The sequence below is a fragment of the Pseudoxanthomonas winnipegensis genome (genome assembly GCF_004283755.1).
Classification (GTDB): Bacteria; Pseudomonadota; Gammaproteobacteria; order Xanthomonadales; family Xanthomonadaceae; genus Pseudoxanthomonas_A; species Pseudoxanthomonas_A winnipegensis.
Window position 1 is genome coordinate 21,151 of record NZ_SHMH01000002.1, and the last position, 23,587, is coordinate 44,737.

Genomic DNA, 23,587 nt, shown 5'->3' on the forward strand with positions numbered 1-23,587 from the left:
ACGGGTGCCAGGAACGCGCATGAGCACGCCACAGGACCTGCAGCAGTTCATCGCGCGTCACGAGCGTCTGTTCGTGCTGACCGGCGCGGGCTGCAGCACCGATTCGGGCATTCCCGATTACCGCGACCGCGACGGCGCGTGGAAGCGGCCGCAGCCGGTGACCTATCAGGCCTTCATGGGCGAACTGGCCACGCGCCAGCGCTACTGGGCGCGCAGCCTGGTCGGCTGGCCGCGCTTCGGCGCCGCGCGGCCCAACGGCGTGCACCGTGCGCTGGCGACGCTGGAGGCGCGCGGGCAGCTCTCGCTGCTGCTGACCCAGAACGTGGACCGCCTGCATCAGGCCGCCGGCAGCCGCCAGGTGATCGATCTGCATGGCCGGCTCGATGTGGTGCGCTGCATGGGCTGCGAGCGACGCACGCCGCGCGAGGACTTCCAGGCCGAGCTGGTCGCGCGCAATCCAGGCTGGGACCGGCATCACGCCGGTATCGCGCCCGATGGCGATGCGGATCTGGAGGGCGTGGACTTCGCGGCGTTCGACATCCCGGCCTGCGCGCACTGCGGTGGGGTGCTGAAGCCGGACGTGGTGTTCTTCGGCGAGAACGTGCCGCGCGAGCGCGTGGCCGCCGCGCGCGAGGCGCTGGAACGCAGCGATGCGCTGCTGGTGGTGGGCTCTTCGCTGATGGTGTATTCGGGCCTGCGCTTCGTGCAGTGGGCGCATGCGGCCGGCCTGCCGGTGGCCGCGCTCAACCACGGCCGCACGCGCGCCGACGCGTTGCTCACGCTGAAGGTGCAGCACGACTGCGCGCAGGCGCTGGCCTTTCTCGAGGACGGTGTGACGGCGTGAGCGTCGTGCGCGCGACAGGCTGATCCAGCGGTGCGCTTGCGGGGTGCTAACGCCGCGCGTTGCAATGTGGGCTCTCCCCCCGTTGTAAGGCCACACTTCGTGAGCACGCTGTTTTCGCCCCTGTCCCTGGGGCCGCTGTCGTTGGACAACCGCATCGTCATCGCGCCGATGTGCCAGTACTCCTGTGATGATGACAATGGACAGGCCAATGCCTGGCACGCCATGCATCTGGGTCATCTGGCGCAGTCCGGCGCCGGCCTGCTGATTCTGGAAGCCACCGCGGTCGAGGCGCGCGGGCGCATTTCCTGGGCCGATCTGGGCCTGTGGGACGACGCCACCGAGCAGGCCCTGCGTCCCGTAATCGAAGGCATCCGGCGCTGGTCGCCGATCCGGCTCGGCATCCAGCTGGCCCACGCCGGGCGCAAGGGCTCCACCCACAAGCCGTGGGAGCATGATGGCGCGGCCATCGCGCCGGATGCGCCGCACGGCTGGCAGACCGTCTCCTCCACCGATCGTCCGTACGCGGAAGGCGATCCGGCGCCGCAGCGCCTGGACGGGGCCGGCATCGAGGCGATCGTGCAGGCCTTCGTCGACAGCGCGCAGCGCGCGCACCGGCTGGGCTTCGACCTGATCGAGCTGCACGGCGCGCACGGCTATCTGCTGCACCAGTTCCTCTCGCCGCTGAGCAACGATCGCACCGATGCCTATGGCGGCTCGCTGGAGAACCGCCTGCGCCTGCCGCTGCAGGTGTTCGACGCGGTGCGCGCCGCGGTGCCGGACAGCATGGCGGTCGGCATGCGCATCTCGGCCAGCGACTGGGTCGAAGGCGGCTGGGACGTGGCGCAGAGCATCGCCCTGGCGCAGGCGCTGGAAGCGCGCGGCTGCAGCTATCTTCACGTGTCCAGCGGTGGCTTGGATCCGCGCCAGCAGATCCCGGTGGAACCCGGCTATCAGGTGCCGTTCGCCCGCGACATCAAGGCGGCGCTGTCGACCATGCCGGTGGTCGCGGTCGGCCTGATCACCGAGCCGGCGCACGCCGAGCGCATCGTGGCCGAAGGCAAGGCCGACGCGGTGGCCATCGCCCGCGCCGCGCTGTACGACCCGCGCTGGCCCTGGCACGCGGCGGTGGCGCTGGGCGCGACCCTGCCGATCGCCTCGCAGTACCTGCGCAGCGAACCGCGCGAGGCGCGCGGCGTGTTCAAGCCGCGCTGAGGCAATGCCGAGACGCGCGTTGGTTAGGCCAACGCGCGTGGCGAGGACAGGTACTGATCGCGAATGGCCGTCGCCGACCAATAGGTCAGCGCGGCCACCAGCCCGGTGGGGTTGTAGCCCAGCCCCTGCGGGAAGGCCGACGCGCCGGGGACGAAGACGTTGTGCACGTCCCAGCTCTGCAGATACCGGTTGAGCACGCTGGTGCCCGGGTCGGTGCCCATGATCGCGCCGCCGTTCAGATGCGTGGTCTGGTAGCTGGTGGTATCGAAGTGATCGCCGAAGTCGCGCACCAGCTTGCGGGTGGAGGCCGGGCCCATCGCCTTGGCGATGCCGTCGAGCTTGTCGGCCATGAAGCGCGCCATGCGCGTGTCGTTCTCCTGCCAGTCGAAGGTCATGCGCAGCAGCGGCAGGCCGTGGACGTCGGTATAGGTCGGGTCCAGGCTGAGGTAGTTGCTGCGATAGCTCATGTGCGCGCCGTGCGCGTCCATCGACACGGTGTGGGTGTAGTGCTCGGCCACCGCGCGCTTCCACGCCTGGCCCCAGCCCGGCGTGCCCGCCGGCAGCGCGATGCCGCTGATCGGCTTGACCCCGGCCTGGTTGACCCACATCGGTGAGCCGCCGACGAAGCCGGCCGCCGCATGATCGAAGTGATCGGCGTTGAAGTCGTCGATCGCCACGCCGTTGCCGCCGGCGCCGATGAATTCATTGCTGTGCACGTCCCGGCCGAAGAACGCCTTGACCGTGGCCATGTTCTGGTAGGCGAAGTTGCGGCCGACCACGCCGGTGTTGCTGGCCGGGTCGTAGGGCGTGCCGATGCCCGAGAGCAGCAGCAGGCGCACGTTGTGGAACTGGAAGGCCGAGACGATCACCAGATCGGCGGGCTGGAACACCTCGCGCCCCTGCGCGTCGACGTAGGTCACCCCGGTGGCGCTCTTGCGATCGGGCGCCAGCTCCACCCGGGTCACCTCGCAATGCGTGCGCAGCTCGAACAGCGGCTGCTGGCGCAGCGCCGGCCACACGTTGACGTTGGGCGAGGCCTTGGAATAGTTGTAGCAGGCATAACCGCTGCAATAGCCGCAGAAATTGCACGTGCCCATCTGGCAACCGTAGGGGTTGGTGTAAGGGCCGGAGGCGTTGGCCGAGGGCGTGTCGTAGGGGTGATAGCCCAGCCCGGCGGCGGCCGAGAAGAAGCGCTGCGCCGAGACGGTGCGCTTCTGCGCCGGCAGCGGGAACGGCGCCGAGCGGTCCGGCGCCAGCGGGTTGCCGCCCTTGTCCCGCCCCACCACTTCGCCCTGCACGCTCCAGGCGCTGCCGGAGGTGCCGAACACCTTCTCGGCGAAGTCGAAGTGCGGCTCCAGCTCCTCGTAGCTCACGCCGAAGTCCTGGATGGTCATGCCCTCGGGGATGAAGCGCTTGCCGTAGCGCTGCTCGTAATGACTGCGCAGCTTCAGCTCCACCGGGTCGACGCGGAAGTGCACGCCGGACCAGTGCAGGCCGGCGCCACCGACGCCATCGCCGGGCAGAAAAGCGCCGAGCTGCCGGTACGGCAGCGCGGTATCCGCCTCGGTATGGCGGATCGTGACGGTGCTGCGCGAGAGATCCTGGAACAGCTTCTTGCGCACGCTATAGGTTAGCTCGTCCAGCGTGCCCGGGTAGGCGCCGTCGGGCTGGGTGTCGCGCGCGGCGCCGCGTTCCAGCGCGACCACGCGCAGGCCCGCCTCGGTCAGCTCACGCGCCATGATCGACCCGGCCCAGCCGAAGCCCACCACCACCACATCGGTCTTCTTCATCGTGGTCGCCATGGCTCAGCCCCGCACCCCGTCGATGGACACCGGCGGCAGCGGATAGGCCACGTCGCGCTCGACCCAGTCCATGAAGTCCGCGCGCGCGCCGGGGAAGCCGATCAGCTTCCAGCCCACCAGGTCGCGGTTGCCGCCGTGGCGCGGATCGCAGAAGAAGCCCTCGCGCGCGTTGGCCAGCAGCAGGCCGAACAGCGCCTTGGGCGGCACCTGCGCCAGCGCCAGCGCGCCGGCTTCCAGCTGCTGCAGCACGCCGTCTTGAGCCGCGGCGTCGAGTTCGGCGAAAGCCTTGCCGTGCGCGGCGCGGCAGGCTTGGTCCAGATCTGCCAGGCCCAGCCGGTAGAGCTCGCGCGGCGCCAGCCGGAGCTGATACCCCAGCGTGGCCGGCGCATCGGGCTGAAACGGCCCCTGCATGAACCACAGCCGCCCCGCCGCCCAGGGCGTGCCCATCTGGCGGTCGATGTATTCGGGCACGCCGGCCTCCAGCGCGCCCGGGTCATGGGCGTCGCCGGGGATCAGCCGGGCCACGACGGCCTGCAGGCAGGCCCATTCGGCCGCGCTGAAATACGTGGGCTGATAAGGCGCGGGATCCGCGGCGCTGGCGCCTTCGCGCCGGCCGGCCTCGCCCTGCTGGCCGTCGCACGCGCCAAGGGCGACCGCGGCCGGGGCCACGGCCAGCGACAGGCGCAGGAAGGCGCGGCGGGTCGTCGCGGTCGGCGCATCGGCCTGGGGCGTCTGGGGAGGCTTGCTCATGCGGGTCACCAAGGGGCAGCGGCGCGCATCAATCGCGCGTGGAAGTCGGGTCGTGGGGTTTGGCGCGCTCGGCGCGCTCGCGCTCGAGCTGGGCGCGGACCTTGCGCACCTGGGCGGCGCTGACCGGGTCGGCGCGATTGCCCCAGCCCGCGCGCACGAAGCTGGCCAGCTGCGCGATCTGCGCATCGTCCAGCCGCCAGGCGAAACCGGGCATGCCCAGGTCCGAAGGCGCCGCCGGCGTGGCCGGCATCCTGCTGCCGTCCAGGATCAGGCGCAGCAGCGAGGTCGGCGCGGGCGCCAGCACGGTGGGGTTGCCGGCGATCGATGGGAAGGTGCGCGTATCGCCGGCGCCGTCGCTGCGGTGGCAGCCGGCGCAGTTGTCCAGGTACAGCGCCGCGCCGGGCGTGGCGTCCTGGCCCTGCGCCAGGGCCGCGGCGGTAGACGGGTCGGCACGGAAGCCGGGATGCGCCGGGTCCTGCGCCGGCAGGCTCTTGAGGTAGGCCGCGATGGCGTGCAGATCGTCCGCGCGCAGGTACTGCATGCTGTGGACGGTGACATCGCCCATCGGGCTGCCGACGGTGCCCGCGTGCGGATTGCGGCCGGTGCGCAGCGAATCGACGATGTCCTGCTCGGACCAGCCGCCCAGCCCGCCGCCCACATCGCCGCGCAGGTTGATGGCGGTCCAGCCATCGATCACCTGGCCGCCGCTCAGGTAGGCCTTGTTTGAGGCGTCCAGCGCTTCCTCCTGCATGGTCAGCGCGCGCGGGGTGTGGCAGCTGCCGCAGTGGCCCAGGCCTTCGACCAGGTAGGCGCCCCGGGCGAGCCGGGCGTCGGCCAGCGCAGGCCTGGCCGCCAGCGCGTCGGGCGAGGGCGCGAACATGCGCCGCCACAGCGCCAGCGGCCAGCGCAGACTGAGCGGCCAGGCGATGCCGGTGGGCTGGTTGTGGTGTTCGACCGGCTTTACGCCCTGCATGAAATAGACATACAGCGCGCGCACGTCGTCGTCGCTGATGCGCGCATAGGACGGATACGGCATGGCCGGATAGAGCGTGCCGCCGTCGGCGCGGATGCCGTGCCGCAGCGCGCGGTCGAACTGGTCCAGCGAATAGCGGCCGATGCCGGTGTCCGGGTCCGGTGTGATGTTGGTGCTGTAGATGGTGCCGATCGGCGAGGCGATCGGCAGACCGCCGGCGAACGGTGCGTCGCCCTGTGCCGTATGGCAAGCGGTGCAGTCGCCGGCCGCGGCCAGATAGCGGCCCTGCTCCAGCAGCGCGGCGGCCTGCCCTTGCGCGACCGGGGCGATGGCGCGGGTCCGCGTGGGCAGCAGCGCGATGGCGAACGCCGACAGGAACAGGATCGCCGCCACCAGCGCGGCGATGAACAGACGCTTCTTCCGCATCATGCCGCCGCCGGCACCGGCGCGTCGGCGTCGATCAGGCCCTCGTGCCTGAGCTCATCCCACAGCGCCTGCGGCACCGCGACCGCCATCGAGGCGACGTTGGCCTGCACCTGCGCCGGCGTGCGCGCGCCCGGGATCACCGCCGACACCACCGCCGGCGCGTTGGCGAACTGCAGCGCCACCGTGCGCAGGTCCACGCCGTGGCGATCGCACACCGCCTGCACCCTGGCGCGCTTGGCCGGTGCCCAGTCCGGCACCTTGCCGTCGTAGAGATAGCGCTCGCGCCCGGCCAGATAGCCGGCCAGCAGCGGCGCGCCGACCACCACCGACGCGCCGTGCGCGGCGATCTTCGGAAAGGTCTCGTGCAGGGTCTTGGCGTGATCCAGCAGCGAGTACTGGCAGGCCAGCAGGAAGATGTCCGGGTCGGCCTGCTCGATCGCGCGCAGCGCCGGCTCGGGCCGGTTGACGCCGAAGCCCCAGGCCTTGATCAGGCCTTCCTCGCGCATGCGGGTCAGCTCGGGCATCGCGCCCTTGGCGGCCTCGGCGAAGCGCTGCTCCCAGGGCATGCCCAGATCTTCCTCGTTGTCCGGCGACAGGTCATGGATGAACACCACGTCCAGCTGCGCCACGCCCAGCCGGTTGAGGCTGTCCTCCACCGAGCGCCGCGTACCGGCGGCCGAGTAGTCGTAGCGGTAGCGGAAGGGCGAAGGCGATTGCCACATCGTCTCCTGCAGCGGCCCGGCGGTGGCGGTGAGCAGCCGCCCGACCTTGGTGGAGAGCACGTACTGATCGGCCGGATGGGTGTGCAGATGGTGGCCGAAGCGGCGCTCGCTCAGCCCCAGCCCATACCAGGGCGAGGTGTCGAAGTAACGCACGCCCGCCGCCCAGGCCGCGGCCAGGGTCTGTTCGCTCTGCGCGTCGGTGGCCGGGGCGAAGCCGTTGCCGATCGCCACGCCGCCCAGGCCCAGGCGCGAGCTGGGCCGGAACCGTCCGCTGCGCGGCGCATTGGACGGCAGCGGGGCGCCGGTGCCGCGCCCCTTGGTCGGCAGCACGCTGCCCGGCCCCGGCGCGGTCGACTGGGCCAGCAGCGGGCTGGCCGCCAGGGCGGCGGTCCCGGCAGCGGCGGCGGTCAGGAAACGGCGGCGATGCAGCATGGTGTGCTCCAGTGGCGAAAGGGGAACATCGGCGGCGCAGGCCCTCATGGCGCACCCGCCGCGCTGAGCGGACCGGCCGGATCGGTCGGCAGGCGCACCAGCAGGTACGGCGGCTGACGCAGGTCCTTGCCGCCGTTGAAGCTGGGCAGGCGGTCCCACTGGCCCAGGGTCACATACACGTAGCGATCGGTGGCCGCGATGCCGTCGGGCCAGACGATGCGCGGATCGCGGCCGACCACGTCGAAGTGCCCGTCCGGCCAGCGCCGCACGATCGCGTCGTGCTCGCTGTCGGTGATGTACAGCCGGCCCTGCGCATCGCTGTCCATGCCATCGGCGAAGCCCTTCTCGCCCAGGTCGCGCACCGCGGCGGCGAGCGTGGCCTCGTCGTTGTCGAAGTTGGCCAGCACGTCGGTGGAGATGCTGTAGAGGCGCCGGCTGCTCAGCGGCGCGAAGTAGAGCGTGCCGTTGTCGGGGCTCAGCGCGACGGCATCCACGCCGCCCACCGGGAAGGTCGGTGACCTGGCGCTGTAGCGCATGGGCTTGCCGTCGAGGGTGGCGACGAAGCCCGGGTCGGGCTGCGTGGAGGGGTGATGGGCCAGCACGCGGCGCTGGCGCCCGCTGGCCAGGTCCACCACCACCAGTGCCGGCGAGGTGCCGAAGGAGGAATCGCTGATATAGGCCGTGCCCTTGGCACCGTGGCTGAGGTCCACCCGCAGGTCGTTCATGTGGCTGTCCTGCAGCAGCGTCGGCGCCTTGAGCACCACCGAGGCGAGCACCCGCCCGCTGGCCGGGTCGAACCCCACCACCTTGGCCGCGCCGTCCGGGATGCCCGGCACGCCGGCGCGCTTGCCGTCGTCGATCACCCACAGATTGCCCTTGGCATCGGTGGTCATGCCGTGCACCGAGACCAGCCGCTGCGCGTCCGGCACCTGCGAGGGCAGGCTCATGGCCGCATTGGGAAACGGCACCAGCCGCCCCTGCACCAGCTCGCCCAGCGTCATGCCGGCGTGGTTCTCGGCGTGGCGCGGGAAGCCGACGAACACCCGTCCTGAGGGCGTCACCGCGATGCCCGAGGGGCCGGGCCCATCGAAGCGGGCCACCACCTCCAGCTGGCCGACCGGCAGGGCGGCCGGGTCGTGCGCCTCGCCGGCCCGGGCCAGCAGCGGGGACAGCAGGCAGGCCAGCGCAAGCGCGGCGCGCAAGGGGGTCATGTCAGGTCTCCGGTCGGGCGCGGCGGCGCGTCGGTGCTGGCGCGCGCGACGATGGAAAAGCCGGTGTCGATCACGCGCGCCTGCGGCGTGGCGCCGGCCAGGCGCTCGAGCAGCAGCGTGGCCACGGTGTGGCCCATGCCGCGCCGGTCCACGGCCACCGAGGACAGCGCAGGCACCACGGCCGCGGCGATCGGCGCATCGTTGAAGCCCATCAGCGCCAGGTCCTGCGGCACGCGCAGGCCCCGGCGCTGGGCCTCGAACAGGGCGCCGGCGGCCAGGTCGTCGTTGGCCAGGAACACCGCCTGGACCTGCGGATGGCGCCGCAGCAGCTCGGCCAGCAGCCGGCCGCCGCCGGCGATGGACGAGGGGCCCTGGCCATCGAGGATGTAGTCGTCGCGCAGCCCGCGCGCCGCCAGCGCCTCGGCGAAGGCCTGCGCGCGGCGCGCGGCGCGCAGGTCGTGCTCGGCGCCGGTGCTGACGATGGCGATGTGGCGGAAGCCGCGGTCGGCGAACCAGTCGGCCACCGCCCGGCCCACCGCCCGATGCGAGAAGCCCACCATCAGGTCGATCGGCTCGCCGTCCAGGTCCATGAATTCCACCAGCGGCCGGGTACGCGCCAGCGCCTGCAGCCGCGCGCGCAGGACCGGCGTGTGGTCGACGCCGGCCAGCAGCAGCCCGGCCGGCGCCCAGCCCAGCAGGCCCTCGACCAGGCGCGCCTCGCGGTCCTGACGGTACTCGGTGGTGCCCAGCAGGACCTGGTAGCCCTGCTCGTCCAGGACGGCGTTGACCCCGTCCAGGAACGGCACGTACACCGGATGGGCCAGTGTGGGCACCACCACCGGCACGATCCGGCTGTGGCCGGCGGCCATGCTGCTGGCGGCGTGGTTGGCGACGTAGCCCAGTTCGGCCACGGCCTGTTTGATGCGGGCGCGCAGGGCGGCAGAAACCGCGGCCGGCTCGCGCAGCGCGCGCGAGACCGTGATCGCCCCCACGCCGGCCCGCGCGGCGACGTCCTTGAGCGTGACCGGCCGCTTGCCGACGCGTCCGCCGCTCACGCGGCCCCCCGCGAAGCGAGCGCGCAGCGCGGGCCGAAGCCGGGACAGCCTGGGGTAAACCGGGGGGCGGACATGACGATCAAAGCGCGGATGGTTGCGCAACCATACCAGCCCGGGACGCGATCACCGCATGAAAACGCGCACAAGCCCGACAGGCGGTGCCGCACCCGGGCGCGCTTCGCGCCTCCCATACCCGCGTGGGCCGACACTGGTCCCCCATTCCCCCGAAGCGACCTTCACGATGGACATCGGATTCCTAGGCCTGGGCACGATGGGCGCGCCGATGGCGCGCAATCTGCTCAAGGCCGGCCACAGCCTGCGCGTCTGGAACCGCGGCGCGGCGCCGCGCGAGGCCCTGGCCCGCGAAGGCGCCCACGCCTGCGACACGCCGCGCCAGGCCGCCGCACCGGTGCTGATCTCGATGCTGGCCCACGACCAGGCGGTGCGCGAGAGCGTGCTGGACAGCGGCCTGCTCGACGCCCTGCCCGAGGGCGCGATCCACGTGAACATGGCCACCGTCTCGGTCGCCTTCGCACGCGAACTGGCCGATGCGCACGCCGCGCGCGGAGTGGCCTACGTGGCCGCGCCGGTGCTGGGCCGCGTGGACGTGGCACAGGCCGGCAAGCTCAACATCCTGGCCGGCGGCGAGCCCGCGGACATCGCCCGGGTGCAGCCGCTGCTGGACGTGCTAGGCGCGAAGACCTGGCACTTCGGCGCCCGGCCCGAGCAGGCCAATGCGGTCAAGCTGGCGGCCAACTTCTGCCTGGCCAGCGCCATCGGCACCATGGCCGAGGCCGGCGCGCTGGTGCGCGGGCACGACGTGGCGCCGGCCGATTTCCTGACCATGCTCACCTCCACGGTGTTCGCCGCGCCCGCCTACCAGGGCTATGGCGGGCTGATCGCCCGCGAGGAGTACTCGCCGGCCGGCTTCAAGATGACCCTGGGCCTGAAGGACGTGCGCCTGGCCCTGGCCGCCGGCGAGGCGAAGCATGTGCCCATGCCCATCGCCAGCACCCTGCGCGACGGCCTGCTCGAAGGCATCGCCCAGGGCGACGGCGAATTGGACTGGTCGGCGCTGGCCAAGGTCTCGGCTCGCCGTGCCGGGCAGGCCTAGGCGCGAGCGGCGGACCTGCGTCGCGGATCGCCGCGGCGCGGCTTGAGCCGCGCGGCGCGCTGCGACTAAGGTGCGCAGGCGCTCGGCACGACGGCGCGTTCAACGGAAGGACACATGCACGCATCCAGGGACATCCACCACCGGCACGGCCCATGGCCGCGATGAGGGCCTCGGCACCGGAGCAGGCGCAGTCCTCCGAGGTGATCGGCCCGGAGCATCCCGAGCACCCCGAACACCGCCTCTACACCCAGATCGCGCGCGGTGTGCACCGGCTCGATGCCGAGGCCGGGCGCACGCCGGACGCGGCCAGCGCGCGCATGATCGCCCGGCTGATGCCGCTGGCGCGCGAGCAGGGCTTCAGGCGCGTGGACCACGTGGTGCTGAGCCGCCACATCGGCCTGGTCGAACAGGGCGAGCACGTGTTCCTGGTGCAGGGCCGGCTGGACGATCCCAGCCACAAGCGCGCCTTCATCACCACCGACGAGGCCACCGCCACGCCCGTGGCCGATTCGCTGCGCCGGCTGGACGAGGCCAACGCGCGCCGGCGGCGCCAGCGCCGCGGCCGCGGCGAAGACGGCACCGACTGAAACCGTCGCCGCCGCGGTGGGCCTGTGCGTAAGATGCGCGCCCTATGCCCCGCGACCACATCCTCACCCTCTCCTGCCCGGACCGCACCGGCATCGTCTACCGCGTGAGCGGCCTGCTGTTCGACGCCGGCTGCAACATCCTCGATGCGCAGCAGTTCGGCGATGCCGACAGCGGACGCTTCTTCCTGCGCGTGCACTTCGACCGGCCCGAGGCGCTGGAGCCAGAGGCGCTGCGCGGGCGGCTGGCCGAACTGGGCGCGGCCTTCGACATGGACTGGCAACTGCACGACGCGCAGGCCCGCGCGCGCTTGCTGGTGCTGGTGAGCAAGCACGGCCACTGCCTCAACGACCTGCTGTTCCGCGCGCACAGCCGCCAGCTGAAGGTGGACATCGCCGCGGTGGCCTCCAACCACGAGGACTTCGCCCCGCTGGCGGCGTCCTATGACGTGCCGTTCCACTACCTGCCGGTCGATGCGGCCACGCGCGCGACACAGGAGCGCGCGATCCTGGACCTGGTCGAACGCGAGCGCATCGACCTGGTGGTGCTGGCGCGCTACATGCAGATCCTCTCGCCGGCGCTGTGCGCGGCGCTGGCCGGACGCGCGATCAACATCCACCACAGCTTCCTGCCCAGCTTCAAGGGCGCCCAGCCGTATCACCAGGCGCACGCGCGCGGGGTCAAGATCATCGGCGCCACCGCGCACTACGTCACCCCGGACCTGGACGAGGGCCCGATCATCGAGCAGGACGTGGCACGCGTGGACCATGCCATGACGCCGCGCGAGCTGGTGCGCCTGGGCAGCGATACCGAATCGCTGGTGCTGGCGCGCGCGGTGCGCCGCCATGTCGAGCACCGCATCCTGCTCAACGGCCACCGCACCGTGGTGTTCCGCTGATGGGCGCGTGGCTGCTGCTGATCCTGATCGCGCTGGCGGCGGGCTTCGTGATCGCGCTGGTCGCGGTGGGCATCAAGCTGCTGCTGGAGAAGCGCAAGCGCTGAGGCTTCCAGCTTTCTGGAACAACCTTCTCTCCCGCTCACCTCGCGCCCTCCTTGTAGAGCGGAGCTTGCTCCGCTGCCCTTCGTTCGGTTCGTAGAGAAGGCCCCAGCGGAGCAAGCTCCGCTCTACAGGTGGCAACCACCACCACCACAAGCCGGTAGGCTTGCGCTTCTGCTTCGATCCGGGAGGGTGCGATGAGCGATCCGATCTATCACGTGGTGGGCAGCTATGTGTCGCCCTACGTGCGCAAGGTGCTGGTGGTGATGGCGCTCAAGGGCCTGCGCTACACCATCGACCCGATCGCCCCGTTCGTCGGCGGCGACGCCTTCCAGCGCATCAGCCCGCTGCGCCGCATCCCGGTGCTGATCGACGGCGCGCGCGTGATCAACGACTCCAGCGTGATCTGCCAGTACCTGGAGGATCGCCACCCCAGCCCCTCGGTGTACCCGGCCGACATCGGCGAACGCGCGCAGGCGCGCTGGCTGGAGGAGTACGCCGACGCCCGCCTGGGCGAGGTGATCGTCGCCGACCTGTTCTATCAGCGCGGGCCCAAGCGCTTCCTGTTCAAGGAGCCGGTGGACGAGGCGCGCTTCAACCACGCCCGCGACGTGGCCCTGCCCGCCAGCCTGGACTGGCTGGAGGCGCAGATGCCGCAGGAGGGCTTCCTGCTCGGCGCGCTGTCGATCGCCGACATCGCCATCGCCGCGTTCTTCCGCAACGCGGCGATGGTGCGCGTGGAAGTGGATGCCGCGCGCTGGCCGCTCACCGCGGCCTGGCTGCGGCGCGTGCTGACGCTGCCGGAGTTCGCGCGTCTGGCCGGCATCGAGGACACCATCGCCCGCACGCCGTTGAGCGAACAGCGCGCGCTGCTGCGTTCGCTCGGCGAACCGCTCAGCGAGGCCACGCTGGGCACCGAGGTGGCGCGCAAGGGCGTGATGCGGCTGGACTAGCGCCGCGCTCGTGAATCACGCGCGATGTCAACTGTCCGCATTGCCCTCATGGCCACGCTGCGTTGCGAGCGCCTGCTGGAATGCCTGCACGGCGTTCTGCAGGCAAACGTCGACCGAACCTTGTCGAGGCGGGCAGGAAGGCCCGTCGTGCGAACCGGGTGTATCCACTTTTGCGTCCTTCCTCCGGGCCAGCCCTGGCCAAGGCGAAATCGTCTCCAGGCGACTTGTCTCGCTGGGCTTGGCCTCCACAGGACCGAGCCGGATGTCGGGCTCTACACCAGCGCCATCGATGGGCATGCCATCGAGCCTAAATAATTCCGCGACGACGACCGTTACTTCCACCTGGTCATTTGCGGATTTTTCAGCCGGATCGCTCATCAGGATATTGCTTCTGATCCTCATGTCGCCTGCTGTGCGTCGACCGATGATCAGCGCACGACTTCTATCCTGCAGAACAGCCGCGAATGCCTCGGCGCCGCTCCCGGTATCTTGATCGACCAAAACCGCGACGGGTCGATGCCAGACCTGTTTTCCTGTTGAATTCACACGATCAACCGCGCCGTTCGCTGCTTTGATCTGCATCGCGGGCCCTTCTCCAGCGAATAGTCCCACGAGCGCAAGCAGATCCTTCAGGCCGAATCCCGGATGCGACCGCAGATCGACGATCATGCCATCGGCATCGTGCCGACCGAGTGCCTTGAGCTCGGCGCCCAAATCGGCAGTATTCGGCAAGAGGACGGCTGTCGTAATGCTTTTGTTTCCAGGCCGGACGATGGCGATGTTCCCCATCATGCTGGAAGTCGTGGGTATCGTGTCATTTCGGGCGGCCTTATCGGATACCGAGTAAGTTTTTCCGCCGACCGAGAAAACATTATTCCGGTACTGAAGCCCCGCGATCGCGGATATCAGGATGGAGATGGCCTCATCTTTATCCGCCTCACTGATGACGGCGCCACTCTGCTCTTGATCCGCATAGAGCGTATAAACAGGACTTAGGTCGCTCCTCCACGCTCCACTGGAGAATTCGCCCCGGAATTTCTGTGTATCTCCGGCGATCGCCATCTTTATCTTGCCGCGCTTGGAGAGCTCCCGCAGGTAAATTTCGAAGAGCCGCTCCGAATCCAGGCTTTGCCAAGGATGTGCGCCGTAAACTTGAGGATGACTTACCAGTCCGATCGCCAGATTGACCAGATGTAGTCTCTCCTTTTCGGTCCAACGCTGCGGTTCGACTGCGTTTGCGGCGGAGACATGAATGCATACCGCGCACAGGAGCCAGAGAGTAAGTCGCTTGATAGGCATCATTTTCATTCCTTGGAAGAAAAGTTCATCTTCCAGGCCCCGCCGGAACGCACGAACCTTTTTTATCACCGCCCTACCAGTGCTGGAGAATGCTTGCTTTTACGTGTTTACTCCGGCGCGCGCACCTTGCGCCCCATCGCGCGCAGCACGGCATAGATCAGCACCAGGATCATCAGCGCCACGCCGATGGCCTGCCATTCCTTGCGCGTCAGCGTGGTGACGATGGCCGCCATCGATCCGACCGCCAGCACCGGCACCAGCGGGCCGCCCCACAGCACGAAGGGTTCGCCGCGCTCGCGCAGGTCCAGGCGCTGGGCCTGCCAGGCGGCGATGGAGACCAGCAGGTAGACCAGGCAGTTGGCGCCGCCGGAGACCAGCACCAGCGCATCGAAGCTGCCGCCCAGGGCCAGCGCCAGCGCGATCGCCGCGTGCACCGCCAGCGCCAGCAGCGGCACGCGGTGGCGCGCGCTGACCCGGGCGAAGGCCGACGGCAGGAAGCCGTCGCGCCCCAGCGCGAACAGCGAGCGCGAGGACGCCAGCAGATTGCCCAGCACGAAGCCGGCCATCGACACGCAGGCGGTGATCAGCAGCAGCGCGCGCGCCGGCGCCCACAGCGCGGCTGCGGTGTCGGCCAGCGGCACGCCGCTGTGCGCCAGCGCGGGCCCGAGCAGGCCCTGGCTGACGATCTGCAGCCCCAGGTACAGCACGACCACCAGAAGAATGGCCGCCAGCGTGGCGCGCGGCACGTTGCGCGACGGGTCGCGCACCTCGCCCGAGGGGATCAGCGCGGTCTCCACGCCCGAGTAGGCGAAGATCACCAGCACCATCGACATGCCCAGCGCGCTCCACGACGGCACCTCGCCCGGCAGGAAGCTGACCTGGCTCCAGTCCACGAACCAGATCCCGCACGCCACCAGCGCGAACAAGGGCGTCAGCTTGACCGTGGCCAGCACCGCGATCGCGCGCGCGCCGAGCTTGACGCCGAAGGCGTTGAGCGCGAACAACACCGCATACAGCGCCGCGATCAGCCCCATGCGCGCGCCCGGGCCGGCGAGCGCCGGCACCATGTTGGCGACCTGGGTGGCGAAGGCCGCGGCCACGCCCGCGCTGGAGGCCACGTTGCCGATCCACATCAGCGCGCCGGTGATGAAGCCGGCGAACGGGCCGAACGCAGTGCCCACATAGGTATACGGCCCACCGGTGGCGCTGGCGCGGCTGCCGATGGCGGCGAAGCACAGCGTCACCGGGATCACCGCCAGCGCGCCGACCAGCAGCGCCAGCGGCGCGGTCGGCCCCATCTGCAGCGACAGCGCGGCCGGCATGCGGAAGATGCCGCCGCCGACGATGATGTTGATCACCGCCGCGGTCAGGGCGAAGGCGCCCACGGCGCGGATCAGGGCGGCGTCGCCCTGCAGGGGTTTGGTCGGGGTGGGGGCGGACATGGGCGCGGCGCTGGGAAGACGCGGCAGCGTCGCATGCCCGCCCGTGCCGCGCCATGGTTGGCGTGCTTCGCATGGAATACCGCGTTGCCGCGGCGTCGTTGAGCGGGCCCGAATGCCGCGCGCATGATCGCCCCCGCTTCCGTTGCGAGTCGAGAGGTGCCCCGATGCTTGCGCTGACAGGACTGCTACTGGGCGGGATGCTGGCCATCCCGACGCCCACCTCGCCCGATCCCGCGCTGGCCAAGCGCCTGGACGCCGTGCTCGACACGGCCGTGGCCGAACAGCGCATCGTCGGCGCGGTGGTGCTGGTGGCCCGCGACGGGCAGGTGGTGTATCGACGCGCGGTGGGCCAGGCCGACCGCGAGGCGGGCACGCCGATGACGCCGGACACGCCGTTCCGGCTGGCGTCGATGACCAAGCCGGTGGTGACGCTGGCCGCGCTGCGCCTGGCCGAACAAGGCAAGCTGGAGTTGCAGGCGCCGGTGACGCGCTACCTGCCGTGGTTCCGGCCGCGGCTGGCCGATGGCACCGCGCCGGCCATCACCCTGGCCCAGCTGCTCACCCACTCCGCCGGGCTGGGCTATCGCTTCGAGGAACCGGCCGATGGCGTCTACGCGCGGCTGGGCATATCCGACGGCTTGGACGATGCGGGCCTGGGCCTGGAGGACAACCTCAAGCGCCTGGCGCAGGCGCCGCTGTACTTCCCGCCGGGCCAGGGCTGGCGCTATTCGCTGGGCATCGACGTGATCGGCGCGGTGATCGAACAGGCCACCGGAAAGCCGTTGCCGGAGGCCGTGCACGCCCTGGTGACCGGGCCGCTGCGGCTGGACTACCTCGCCTTCGTCGCCGCGCCCGGCACACCGCTGGCCGTGCCCTATGCCGACGGCCACCCGCCGCTGCGGGTGACCGAGAACATGGACGTGCCCCTGCCCGAAGGCCTGGGCTCGGCGGTGCGCTTCTCGCCCAGGCGCGCCTTCGACGCCAAGGCCTTCCCGTCCGGCGGCGCCGGCATGATCGGCACCGCCGACGACTATCTGCGCCTGCTGGAGTTCGTGCGCACCGGCGGCGGCGGCCTGCTCAAGCCCGCCACGCTGGCCGACGCGCGCCGCGACCAGGTCGGCGCCCAGGCGCAGACGCAGGGCCCCGGCTGGGGCTTCGGCTACGGCTGGGCGGTGCTGGACGATCCGGCCGCCGCGCACAGCCCGCAGGGCGAGGGCACGCTGCAGTGGGGCGGCGCCTACGGGCACAACTGGTTCGTCGACCCGGCCAACAGGCTCAGCGTGATCCTGCTGACCGACACCGCCTTCGAAGGCATGTACGGCCCGCTGGTCGGCCAGGTGCGCGATGCGGTGTACGGCCGCACGGTGCCCTCTTCCCAGCCCTAAGGGCGGCGGCGCGCCCTGCGCGAAGGTCTGCGGCGCGCGAGCGCGGCCGTCGCGGCTACGGGCACGGCGCGCCAGCCAGCCGCTCGCGCAGGAAGTCGATGAACACCCGCAGCTTGGGCGCTAGGTGTTCGCGCTGCGGGTAATAGACGTACCAGCCCGGAAACGGCGCCTGCCAGTCGTCCAGCACGCTGCGCAGGCGGCCGGCGGCGATGTCCTCGCGCACCTGCCAGGCGAACACCTGCCCCAGCCCCAGCCCGCGCCGCAGCGCGTCCAGGCCGAGCACGGTGTCGTTGACCACCAGCGGGCCATCGACCTCCATCTCGAAATCGCGGCCGTCGCGGGTGAACTCCCAGGGCTGCATCCGGCCGTCGCTGCGGCGCCAGCGCAGGCAGGCGTGCCCCGCCAGGTCATCGGGCGTGGCCGGCACGCCATGCCGGTCCAGATAGGCCGGCGTGCCCACGATGGTCTGCCGCTGCAGCGGGCCCAGCGGCAGGGCCACCATGTCGCGCTGCAGGCATTCGCCCAGGCGGATGCCGGCGTCGAAGTGGCCCTCGACGATGTCGGCCAGGCGGCGGTCGACGAACAGCTCCACCGTCACCTCCGGGTAGCGCGCCAGGAACTCGGGCAGATACGGACACACCAGCTGTTCGGCCGCCACCGCGGCCAGGTTGATGCGCAGCGTCCCGGCGGGCCGGTCGCGCAGGAAGTCCAGGTCGGCGAAGGCGGCATCGATCTGCTGCAGGCCGGGCGCGACCCGCTGCAGGAAGCGCTCGCCATGTTCGGTCAGGCCCACCCGGCGCGTGGTGCGGGCCAGCAGGCGCACGCCCAGCTGGCCCTCCAGCGCGCGCACGCTCTGCGACAGCGCCGAGGTGGACACGCCCAGCTCGGCGGCGGCGCGGGTGAAGTTGCCGTGCCGGGCCACGCAGGCGAAGGCGACGACGGCGGGCAGCGGATAGGCGGCCATTGTGAAGCCTTGCTTCAAGGACGATCCGGATCATCCCGGTTTATCCGCAGGTCCGCCAGTTCCAGACTGTCGCCCTCCCCCCAACGAGGCCCTGCCATGTCCCTGGACCACTACCGTCTGCTCGGCCGCTCCGGCCTGCGCGTCAGCCCGCTGTGCCTGGGCACCATGACCTTCGGCGCCGACTGGGGCTGGGGCGCCGACGAAGCCGACGCCCGCCGTCTGTTCGACACCTATGTCGATGCCGGCGGCAACTTCCTCGACACCGCCAACATCTACACCGACGGCAGCTCGGAGACCCTGCTGGGCCGTTTCGCCGCCGGCCGGCGCGACCGGCTGGTGATCGCCAGCAAGTACACGCTCAACCCCTTCCCCGGCGATCCCAACGGCGGCGGCAACCACCGCAAGGCGCTGAGGCAGTCGGTGGAGGCCAGCCTCAAGCGGCTGGGCACCGACTATCTGGACCTGCTCTACCTGCACATCTGGGACGGCACCACGCCGGTGGAAGAAGTGATGCGCGGCTTCGACGATCTGGTGCGCGCCGGCAAGCTGCTCTACGCCGGCATCTCCGACACGCCGGCCTGGCAGGTGGCGCGCATGCAGACCCTGGCCGAGCTGCGCGGCTGGGCGCCGCTGGTGGCCCTGCAGATCGAATACTCGCTGGCCCAGCGCACGGTCGAACGCGAGCTGGTGCCGATGGCCGCCGGCCTGGGCCTGTCGGTGCTGGCCTGGTCGCCGCTGGCCATGGGCATCCTCACCGGCAAGTACACCCACGCCGACCTGGCGCGCGCCCGCGCCCAGGGCAGCGGCAGCACGCCCGGCGGCGAGGGCGGCCGCGGCGCGGTGGCCTATTCCCATGCGATGTTCGACGAGCGCACCCTGGCCATCGCCGAGGTGGTCAAGGCCGTGGCCGGCGAGACCGGGCATTCGGCCGCGCAGGTGGCGCTGGCCTGGCTGCTGCAGCGCCCGGACGCGCCGATCCCGATCATCGGCGCGCGCACACAGCAGCAGCTGCAGGACAACCTGGGCGCGCTCGACGTGCGCCTGGACGCGTCCCAGCTGCAGCGCCTGGACGAGGTCAGCGCGGTGGCGCTGGGCTTCCCGCACGACTTCGCGCGCAGCCCGATCCCGCAGCAGCTGGTGTTCGGCGGTACGCGGGTGCAGCCGCGCGCTGCCTGAGTCCCTTCCCTACAAGACGACAGGAGTTCCCCCATGAAGACCCGCACCCTCGGCCGCAATGGCCCCACCGTCTCCGCCCTCGGCCTGGGCTGCATGGGCATGAGCCACGCCTACGGCACCGGCGACGACGCCGAATCGCTGGCCACGCTCGATCGTGCGCTGGAGCTCGGCATCGACTTCTGGGACACCGCCGACATCTACGGCCCGCACACCAACGAGACCCTGCTCGGCCGCGCGCTCAAGGGCCGACGCGATCGGGTGTTCCTGGCCACCAAGTTCGGCTTCATCGCGGGCAGCGGCCAGTTCGGCGCCGGGCAGGGCCCGCGGGTGGACGGCTCGCCGGCCTATGTGCGCCAGGCGGTCGAGGCCAGCCTGGCGCGCCTGGGCACCGACCACATCGACCTGTACTACCTGCACCGGCTCGACCCGGCCACGCCGATCGAGGACACCGTGGGCGCCATGGCGCGCCTGGTGGAGGAAGGCAAGGTGCGCCATCTGGGGCTGTCGGAAGTCTCCGCGCATACCTTGCGCCGGGCGCAGGCCGTGCATCCGATCACCGCGCTGCAGAGCGAGTACTCGTTGTGGACGCGCGAGCTGGAAGGCAACGGCGTGCTCGGGGCCGTGCGCGAGCTGGGCATCGGCCTGGTGCCGTTCTCGCCGCTGGGGCGCGGCTTCCTCACCGGCGCCATCGCCACGCCGGACCAGCTGCACGAGGACGACTTCCGCCGCAAGAACCCGCGCTTCCAGGCCGAAGCGCTGGCCGCCAACCTGCGCCTGGCCGACACGGTCAAGGCGGTGGCCGCCGACGTCGGCGCCACCCCCGCCCAGGTCGCGCTGGCCTGGGTGCTGGCACAGGGTGAGCCCGCGCGCGCCACGGATGGTCGCAACGAACTCCACATCGTCCCCATCCCCGGCACCAAGCGCCGCAAGTACCTGGAGGACAACGCCGGCGCGGTGGACGTGAAGCTGGACGCCAATGCGCTGGCCAGGCTGGAGGCGGTGTTCGTGCCCGACGTGGCCGGCCCGCGCTACGGCGCGACCGAGGCGGCGATGGTGGACCGGTCCCCTTGATCGCCTTTCGCGGGCCCTGTTCCCAGGCCGCGTCCCGCAGAGCGGGGCATCGGCGCGCAGGAAACAGTGCGGCGCATCCATGTGCACCGTCGCCTACGCATCCGCACCAGACAATGACGACAGATCGCCGCGCGCGCGCGGCCGCTGCACCGATTTCCCTCCACAGGAGCACGCAATGAAAACCCGCACCCTCGGCCGCAATGGCCCCACCGTCTCCGCCCTCGGCCTGGGCTGCATGGGCATGAGCGATTTCTACGGCGCGCGCGACGACGCGACCTCGATCGCCACCATCCACCGCGCCCTGGACCTGGGCGTGACCCTGCTGGACACCGCCGACATGTACGGCCCGCACACCAACGAAGAACTGGTGGGCAAGGCGATCCAGGGGCGCCGCGAGGCCGTGTTCGTCGCCACCAAGTTCGGCATCGTGCGCGACCCGGCCAACCCGCAGGCGCGCGGCATCAACGGCCGTCCCGAGTACGTGCGCGCCTCCATCGAAGGCAGCCTGCGCCGCCTGGGTACCGACCACGTGGATCTGTACTACCAGCACCGCGTGGACCCGACCGTGCCGATCGAGGACACCGTGGGCGCGATGGCGCGCCTGGTGGAGGAAGGCAAGGTGCGCTACCTCGGCCTGTCCGAGGCCGCGCCGGACACCCTGCGCCGCGCGCACGCCGTGCACCCGATCACCGCGCTGCAGACCGAGTACTCGCTGTGGACCCGCGACCCGGAAGAAAACGGCGTGCTGTCCACCGTGCGCGAACTGGGCATCGGCTTCGTACCGTACTCGCCGCTGGGACGCGGCTTCCTGAGCGGCGCGATCAAGCGGCCGGAGGACTTCGACGCCGACGATTTCCGCCGCCACAACCCGCGCTTCCAGGGCGAGAACTTCGCCAGGAACCTGGCGCTGGTGGACAAGGTGCGCGCGCTGGCCGAGGCCAAGGGCGTCACCGCCAGCCAGCTGGCGCTGGCCTGGGTGCTGGCCCAGGGCGAGGACCTGGTGCCGATCCCCGGCACCCGCCGCATCGCCAACCTGGAGGAGAACCTGGGCGCGATCGATCTGGTGCTGGATGCGGCCGACCTGGCCGCGATCGACGCGGTGTTCCCCGTCGGTGCCGCGGCGGGCACGCGCTATCCGGAGCAGAGCATGGCGGCCGTGCATCGCTGAGGGACTCGGGCGGGCGCCTCTGCCTTTGCGCAGGGGCGCCTGGCCGAAGCGAGCGGCGTAGAGACGACCACTCGCGACTCCACTGTCACGCACGAGAGCGGCCCTGTGTGCCGACCATCGCCATGACGCGGCGCCTCAGGCACGACTAGACTCAGGCTTTGACCGGATAAGGAACATCCCATGTCGCATCGCCCGCTCGCTTGGCTGGCGGCCCTCTCGCTCGCCGCGCTGTCGCCCGGCCTGCAGGCCGCTGGCGTTACGGCCCAGTCCGCCTACGACGCCAAGGACTGGAAGACGTGCGCGGCCTTGAACGCGCAGGCGGCGGACCGGCCGGTGCCTGTCTCCGGCGCGGCCTACAACGCCGCTTGCTGCCTGGCTTTATCGGGCGACACGGACGGCGCATTCGCACGTCTGATGAAGACGCCTTCGGACAGGTTGCCGGGCGTGGACAAGCTCAAGGCCGACGCCGATCTTGTCTCCTTACACGGCGATCCGCGCTGGAGCGTCCTGCTGGACAAACTGGCGCACGACCAGACCCAGCGCGAGCTGCACTACGACCAGGCCTTGCGCAAGGAACTCGCGCAGCGTGTCGCCAAGGACCAGGCGCTGCGGGACCGCTGGATCCAGGACGACAAGAACGAAGCGCTGCAGGCGCAGGTCGAGGCCACCGATCGCGAGAACACCGCCTGGCTCAAGCAGATCGTCACAACGCAGGGCTGGCCGCCGATCAGCAAGGTCGGCCGTGATGGCGCGCAGAACGCATGGCTGCTGGTCCAGCACGCCGACCTCGACCCGGCCTTCCAGGAACAGGTGCTCTCGCTGATGCAGGCCGCGGTCGCCAAGGGCGAGGCTTCCGGCATCCAGTTGGCGTATCTGACCGATCGCGTTCGCCGCGCGCAGGGCAAGCCGCAGGTCTATGGCACCCAATTCGGTCCCATCGTCGACGGAAAGCTGGAGCCGGAGCCGATCGAGGATCCCGAGCATGTGGATGCGCGGCGCGCCGCCGTCGGTCTGGGCACGATGGCCGAGTATCGCGAACAGCTGGCTGCCATCTATCTGCACAAGGGGTCATAACGGACCTGCGCGGGCGCCTGAAACGCTGACCGACGCCTCGGAATTTCCGGCTCCGGCGGTCCGGCATCGCACGGGCCGTAAAATGCCCGCATGAACACCCCACAAGAGTCCCTGCTCGGTCGCGAGGTCGCCTATCCCTCGCACTACGACCCGGCCCTGCTGTTCCCGATCCCGCGCGCGGCCGCCCGCGCCGAGATCGGCCTGGACGCGGCCGCCCTGCCCTTCACCGGCCACGACCGCTGGCACGCCTACGAACTGGCGTGGCTGGACACGCGCGGCAAGCCGCAGGTCGCCACCGCCACGCTGACCGTGCCGGCCGATGCGCCGAACCTGATCGAGTCCAAGTCGCTCAAGCTCTACCTCAACTCGCTCAATGCCGAGCGCTTCGAGACCCTCGATGCGGTCTGCGAACGCGTGGCGGCCGACCTGTCCGCGCGCGCCGGCGGCGCGGTGACGGTGCAGGCCGGCCTGCCGCCCTTCGGCGAGCAGCCGGGCACGCTGCTGGATGCGCTGGAGCTGGACATCGACGACTACGGCCCGCCCAACCCCGCGCACCTGGCGGCCGACGCGGACGACCCGGCCAGCGAGACGCTCGTCTCGCACCTGCTCAAGTCCAACTGCCCGGTCACCGGCCAGCCGGACTGGGGCACGGTGGTGCTGCGCTACGACGGCCCGCGCATCGACCACGCCGGCCTGCTGCGCTACCTGGTGAGCTTCCGCGATCACGCCGGCTTCCACGAGCAGTGCGTGGAGCGCATCTTCGCCGACGTGTCCGCGCGCTGCGCCCCGCAGCGCCTGTCGGTGGAGGCGCGCTACACCCGCCGCGGCGGCCTGGACATCAATCCCTGGCGCATCACGCCCGGCTGGGACGCCGGCATCACCGCGCCGATCCGCGAACTGCGGCAGTGACTCGCTGGGTGGGAGCCGCCAAG

The 23,587-nt window shown here is 71.0% G+C and carries 21 protein-coding genes; 12 read left to right on the plus strand and 9 right to left on the minus strand.

Annotation, left to right across the window (positions count from 1 at the left end; translation table 11 throughout):
* Positions 1–19 precede the first annotated feature (19 nt).
* Positions 20–844, plus strand: coding sequence for an NAD-dependent protein deacetylase (locus EAT51_RS03400; RefSeq protein WP_130520262.1), 825 nt, complete (start codon positions 20–22; stop codon positions 842–844).
* Between the two features lie 99 nt (positions 845–943).
* Positions 944–2,056, plus strand: coding sequence for an NADH:flavin oxidoreductase/NADH oxidase (locus tag EAT51_RS03405; protein ID WP_130520264.1), 1,113 nt, complete (start codon positions 944–946; stop codon positions 2,054–2,056).
* A 23-nt stretch (positions 2,057–2,079) separates the two neighbouring features.
* Here the strand turns inward: EAT51_RS03405 and EAT51_RS03410 are convergent, their stop codons facing one another.
* From EAT51_RS03410 to EAT51_RS03435, 6 genes are read right to left on the minus strand one after another with little or no spacing between them, the layout of a single operon-like run.
* A complete protein-coding gene (locus tag EAT51_RS03410) occupies positions 2,080–3,846 on the minus strand; it encodes a GMC family oxidoreductase (RefSeq protein WP_228257803.1) in 1,767 nt (588 codons plus the stop codon).
* A 15-nt stretch (positions 3,847–3,861) separates the two neighbouring features.
* On the minus strand, positions 3,862–4,608 hold the full coding sequence (locus EAT51_RS03415; protein WP_130520268.1) for a gluconate 2-dehydrogenase subunit 3 family protein: 747 nt from the start codon (positions 4,606–4,608) through the stop codon (positions 3,862–3,864).
* Between the two features lie 28 nt (positions 4,609–4,636).
* Positions 4,637–6,007, minus strand: coding sequence for a cytochrome c (locus EAT51_RS03420; protein ID WP_130520586.1), 1,371 nt, complete (start codon positions 6,005–6,007; stop codon positions 4,637–4,639).
* Positions 6,007–7,161, minus strand: coding sequence for an aldo/keto reductase (locus tag EAT51_RS03425; RefSeq protein WP_165421972.1), 1,155 nt, complete (start codon positions 7,159–7,161; stop codon positions 6,007–6,009). The genes EAT51_RS03420 and EAT51_RS03425 overlap by 1 nt, the downstream gene beginning before the upstream one ends.
* Before the next feature lie 44 nt (positions 7,162–7,205).
* Positions 7,206–8,372, minus strand: coding sequence for an L-dopachrome tautomerase-related protein (locus tag EAT51_RS03430; RefSeq protein ID WP_130520270.1), 1,167 nt, complete (start codon positions 8,370–8,372; stop codon positions 7,206–7,208).
* A complete protein-coding gene (locus EAT51_RS03435) occupies positions 8,369–9,427 on the minus strand; it encodes a LacI family DNA-binding transcriptional regulator (protein ID WP_205953594.1) in 1,059 nt (352 codons plus the stop codon). Before EAT51_RS03435 ends, EAT51_RS03430 begins: the two co-directional genes overlap by 4 nt.
* Before the next feature lie 241 nt (positions 9,428–9,668).
* On the opposite strand from EAT51_RS03435, the gene EAT51_RS03440 reads away from it, so the two are divergent.
* From EAT51_RS03440 to EAT51_RS03455, 4 genes are all read left to right on the plus strand, one after another.
* Entirely contained in the window at positions 9,669–10,541 is an 873-nt protein-coding gene (locus EAT51_RS03440) for an NAD(P)-dependent oxidoreductase (protein ID WP_130520274.1), read from the plus strand.
* A 161-nt stretch (positions 10,542–10,702) separates the two neighbouring features.
* Positions 10,703–11,128 (plus strand): XVIPCD domain-containing protein, encoded by a 426-nt coding sequence (locus EAT51_RS03445; protein ID WP_130520590.1) that lies wholly within the window; start codon positions 10,703–10,705, stop codon positions 11,126–11,128.
* A gap of 44 nt (positions 11,129–11,172) precedes the next feature.
* The gene (purU, locus tag EAT51_RS03450; protein ID WP_130520276.1) at positions 11,173–12,024 is read left to right on the plus strand and encodes a formyltetrahydrofolate deformylase; all 852 of its coding nucleotides are present in this window, start codon (positions 11,173–11,175) and stop codon (positions 12,022–12,024) included.
* 296 nt (positions 12,025–12,320) lie between these two features.
* On the plus strand, positions 12,321–13,076 hold the full coding sequence (locus tag EAT51_RS03455) for a glutathione S-transferase family protein (RefSeq protein WP_130520278.1): 756 nt from the start codon (positions 12,321–12,323) through the stop codon (positions 13,074–13,076).
* Positions 13,077–13,103: 27 nt separating this feature from the next.
* On the opposite strand, the gene EAT51_RS03460 is transcribed toward EAT51_RS03455, so the two are convergent.
* Positions 13,104–14,444 (minus strand): S41 family peptidase, encoded by a 1,341-nt coding sequence (locus EAT51_RS03460; RefSeq protein ID WP_130561315.1) that lies wholly within the window; start codon positions 14,442–14,444, stop codon positions 13,104–13,106.
* Positions 14,445–14,482: 38 nt separating this feature from the next.
* On the minus strand, positions 14,483–15,817 hold the full coding sequence (locus tag EAT51_RS03465; protein WP_130520282.1) for an APC family permease: 1,335 nt from the start codon (positions 15,815–15,817) through the stop codon (positions 14,483–14,485).
* A gap of 164 nt (positions 15,818–15,981) precedes the next feature.
* Here EAT51_RS03465 and EAT51_RS03470 point away from each other — a divergent pair, with 164 nt between their 5' ends.
* A complete protein-coding gene (locus tag EAT51_RS03470; RefSeq protein ID WP_165421974.1) occupies positions 15,982–17,202 on the plus strand; it encodes a serine hydrolase domain-containing protein in 1,221 nt (406 codons plus the stop codon).
* 55 nt (positions 17,203–17,257) lie between these two features.
* Here the strand turns inward: EAT51_RS03470 and EAT51_RS03475 are convergent, their stop codons facing one another.
* Positions 17,258–18,166, minus strand: coding sequence for a LysR family transcriptional regulator (locus EAT51_RS03475; RefSeq protein WP_130520284.1), 909 nt, complete (start codon positions 18,164–18,166; stop codon positions 17,258–17,260).
* Positions 18,167–18,262: 96 nt separating this feature from the next.
* Between EAT51_RS03475 and EAT51_RS03480 the strand changes: the two genes are divergently transcribed.
* The 5 genes from EAT51_RS03480 to queF all read left to right on the plus strand — a co-directional run bounded on the left by EAT51_RS03480 (position 18,263) and on the right by queF (position 23,564).
* On the plus strand, positions 18,263–19,342 hold the full coding sequence (locus EAT51_RS03480; RefSeq protein ID WP_130520286.1) for an aldo/keto reductase: 1,080 nt from the start codon (positions 18,263–18,265) through the stop codon (positions 19,340–19,342).
* A gap of 33 nt (positions 19,343–19,375) precedes the next feature.
* Positions 19,376–20,413: an aldo/keto reductase gene (locus tag EAT51_RS03485; protein WP_130520288.1), complete on the plus strand. Its 1,038-nt coding sequence runs from the start codon at positions 19,376–19,378 to the stop codon at positions 20,411–20,413.
* Between the two features lie 175 nt (positions 20,414–20,588).
* A complete protein-coding gene (locus EAT51_RS03490) occupies positions 20,589–21,581 on the plus strand; it encodes an aldo/keto reductase (protein WP_130561316.1) in 993 nt (330 codons plus the stop codon).
* Between the two features lie 306 nt (positions 21,582–21,887).
* A complete protein-coding gene (locus EAT51_RS03495; RefSeq protein ID WP_130520292.1) occupies positions 21,888–22,655 on the plus strand; it encodes a DUF6624 domain-containing protein in 768 nt (255 codons plus the stop codon).
* Between the two features lie 90 nt (positions 22,656–22,745).
* Entirely contained in the window at positions 22,746–23,564 is an 819-nt protein-coding gene (gene queF / locus EAT51_RS03500) for an NADPH-dependent 7-cyano-7-deazaguanine reductase QueF (protein WP_130520293.1), read from the plus strand.
* The last annotated feature ends 23 nt before the right edge of the window (positions 23,565–23,587 follow it).

Excerpts from the sequence above, each read along its gene's own strand:
- EAT51_RS03400 (WP_130520262.1), top strand. The coding sequence starts at position 20 with ATGAGCACGCCACAGGACCTGCAGCAGTTCATCGCGCGTCACGAGCGT.
- EAT51_RS03410 (WP_228257803.1), bottom strand. The coding sequence starts at position 3,846 with ATGAAGAAGACCGATGTGGTGGTGGTGGGCTTCGGCTGGGCCGGGTCG.
- EAT51_RS03415 (WP_130520268.1), bottom strand. The coding sequence starts at position 4,608 with ATGAGCAAGCCTCCCCAGACGCCCCAGGCCGATGCGCCGACCGCGACG.
- EAT51_RS03420 (WP_130520586.1), bottom strand. The coding sequence starts at position 6,007 with ATGCGGAAGAAGCGTCTGTTCATCGCCGCGCTGGTGGCGGCGATCCTG.
- EAT51_RS03425 (WP_165421972.1), bottom strand. The coding sequence starts at position 7,161 with ATGCTGCATCGCCGCCGTTTCCTGACCGCCGCCGCTGCCGGGACCGCC.
- EAT51_RS03430 (WP_130520270.1), bottom strand. The coding sequence starts at position 8,372 with ATGACCCCCTTGCGCGCCGCGCTTGCGCTGGCCTGCCTGCTGTCCCCG.
- EAT51_RS03440 (WP_130520274.1), top strand. The coding sequence starts at position 9,669 with ATGGACATCGGATTCCTAGGCCTGGGCACGATGGGCGCGCCGATGGCG.
- EAT51_RS03445 (WP_130520590.1), top strand. The coding sequence starts at position 10,703 with ATGAGGGCCTCGGCACCGGAGCAGGCGCAGTCCTCCGAGGTGATCGGC.
- purU (WP_130520276.1), top strand. The coding sequence starts at position 11,173 with ATGCCCCGCGACCACATCCTCACCCTCTCCTGCCCGGACCGCACCGGC.
- EAT51_RS03455 (WP_130520278.1), top strand. The coding sequence starts at position 12,321 with ATGAGCGATCCGATCTATCACGTGGTGGGCAGCTATGTGTCGCCCTAC.
- EAT51_RS03465 (WP_130520282.1), bottom strand. The coding sequence starts at position 15,817 with ATGTCCGCCCCCACCCCGACCAAACCCCTGCAGGGCGACGCCGCCCTG.
- EAT51_RS03470 (WP_165421974.1), top strand. The coding sequence starts at position 15,982 with ATGCTTGCGCTGACAGGACTGCTACTGGGCGGGATGCTGGCCATCCCG.
- EAT51_RS03475 (WP_130520284.1), bottom strand. The coding sequence starts at position 18,166 with ATGGCCGCCTATCCGCTGCCCGCCGTCGTCGCCTTCGCCTGCGTGGCC.
- EAT51_RS03480 (WP_130520286.1), top strand. The coding sequence starts at position 18,263 with ATGTCCCTGGACCACTACCGTCTGCTCGGCCGCTCCGGCCTGCGCGTC.
- EAT51_RS03485 (WP_130520288.1), top strand. The coding sequence starts at position 19,376 with ATGAAGACCCGCACCCTCGGCCGCAATGGCCCCACCGTCTCCGCCCTC.
- EAT51_RS03490 (WP_130561316.1), top strand. The coding sequence starts at position 20,589 with ATGAAAACCCGCACCCTCGGCCGCAATGGCCCCACCGTCTCCGCCCTC.
- queF (WP_130520293.1), top strand. The coding sequence starts at position 22,746 with ATGAACACCCCACAAGAGTCCCTGCTCGGTCGCGAGGTCGCCTATCCC.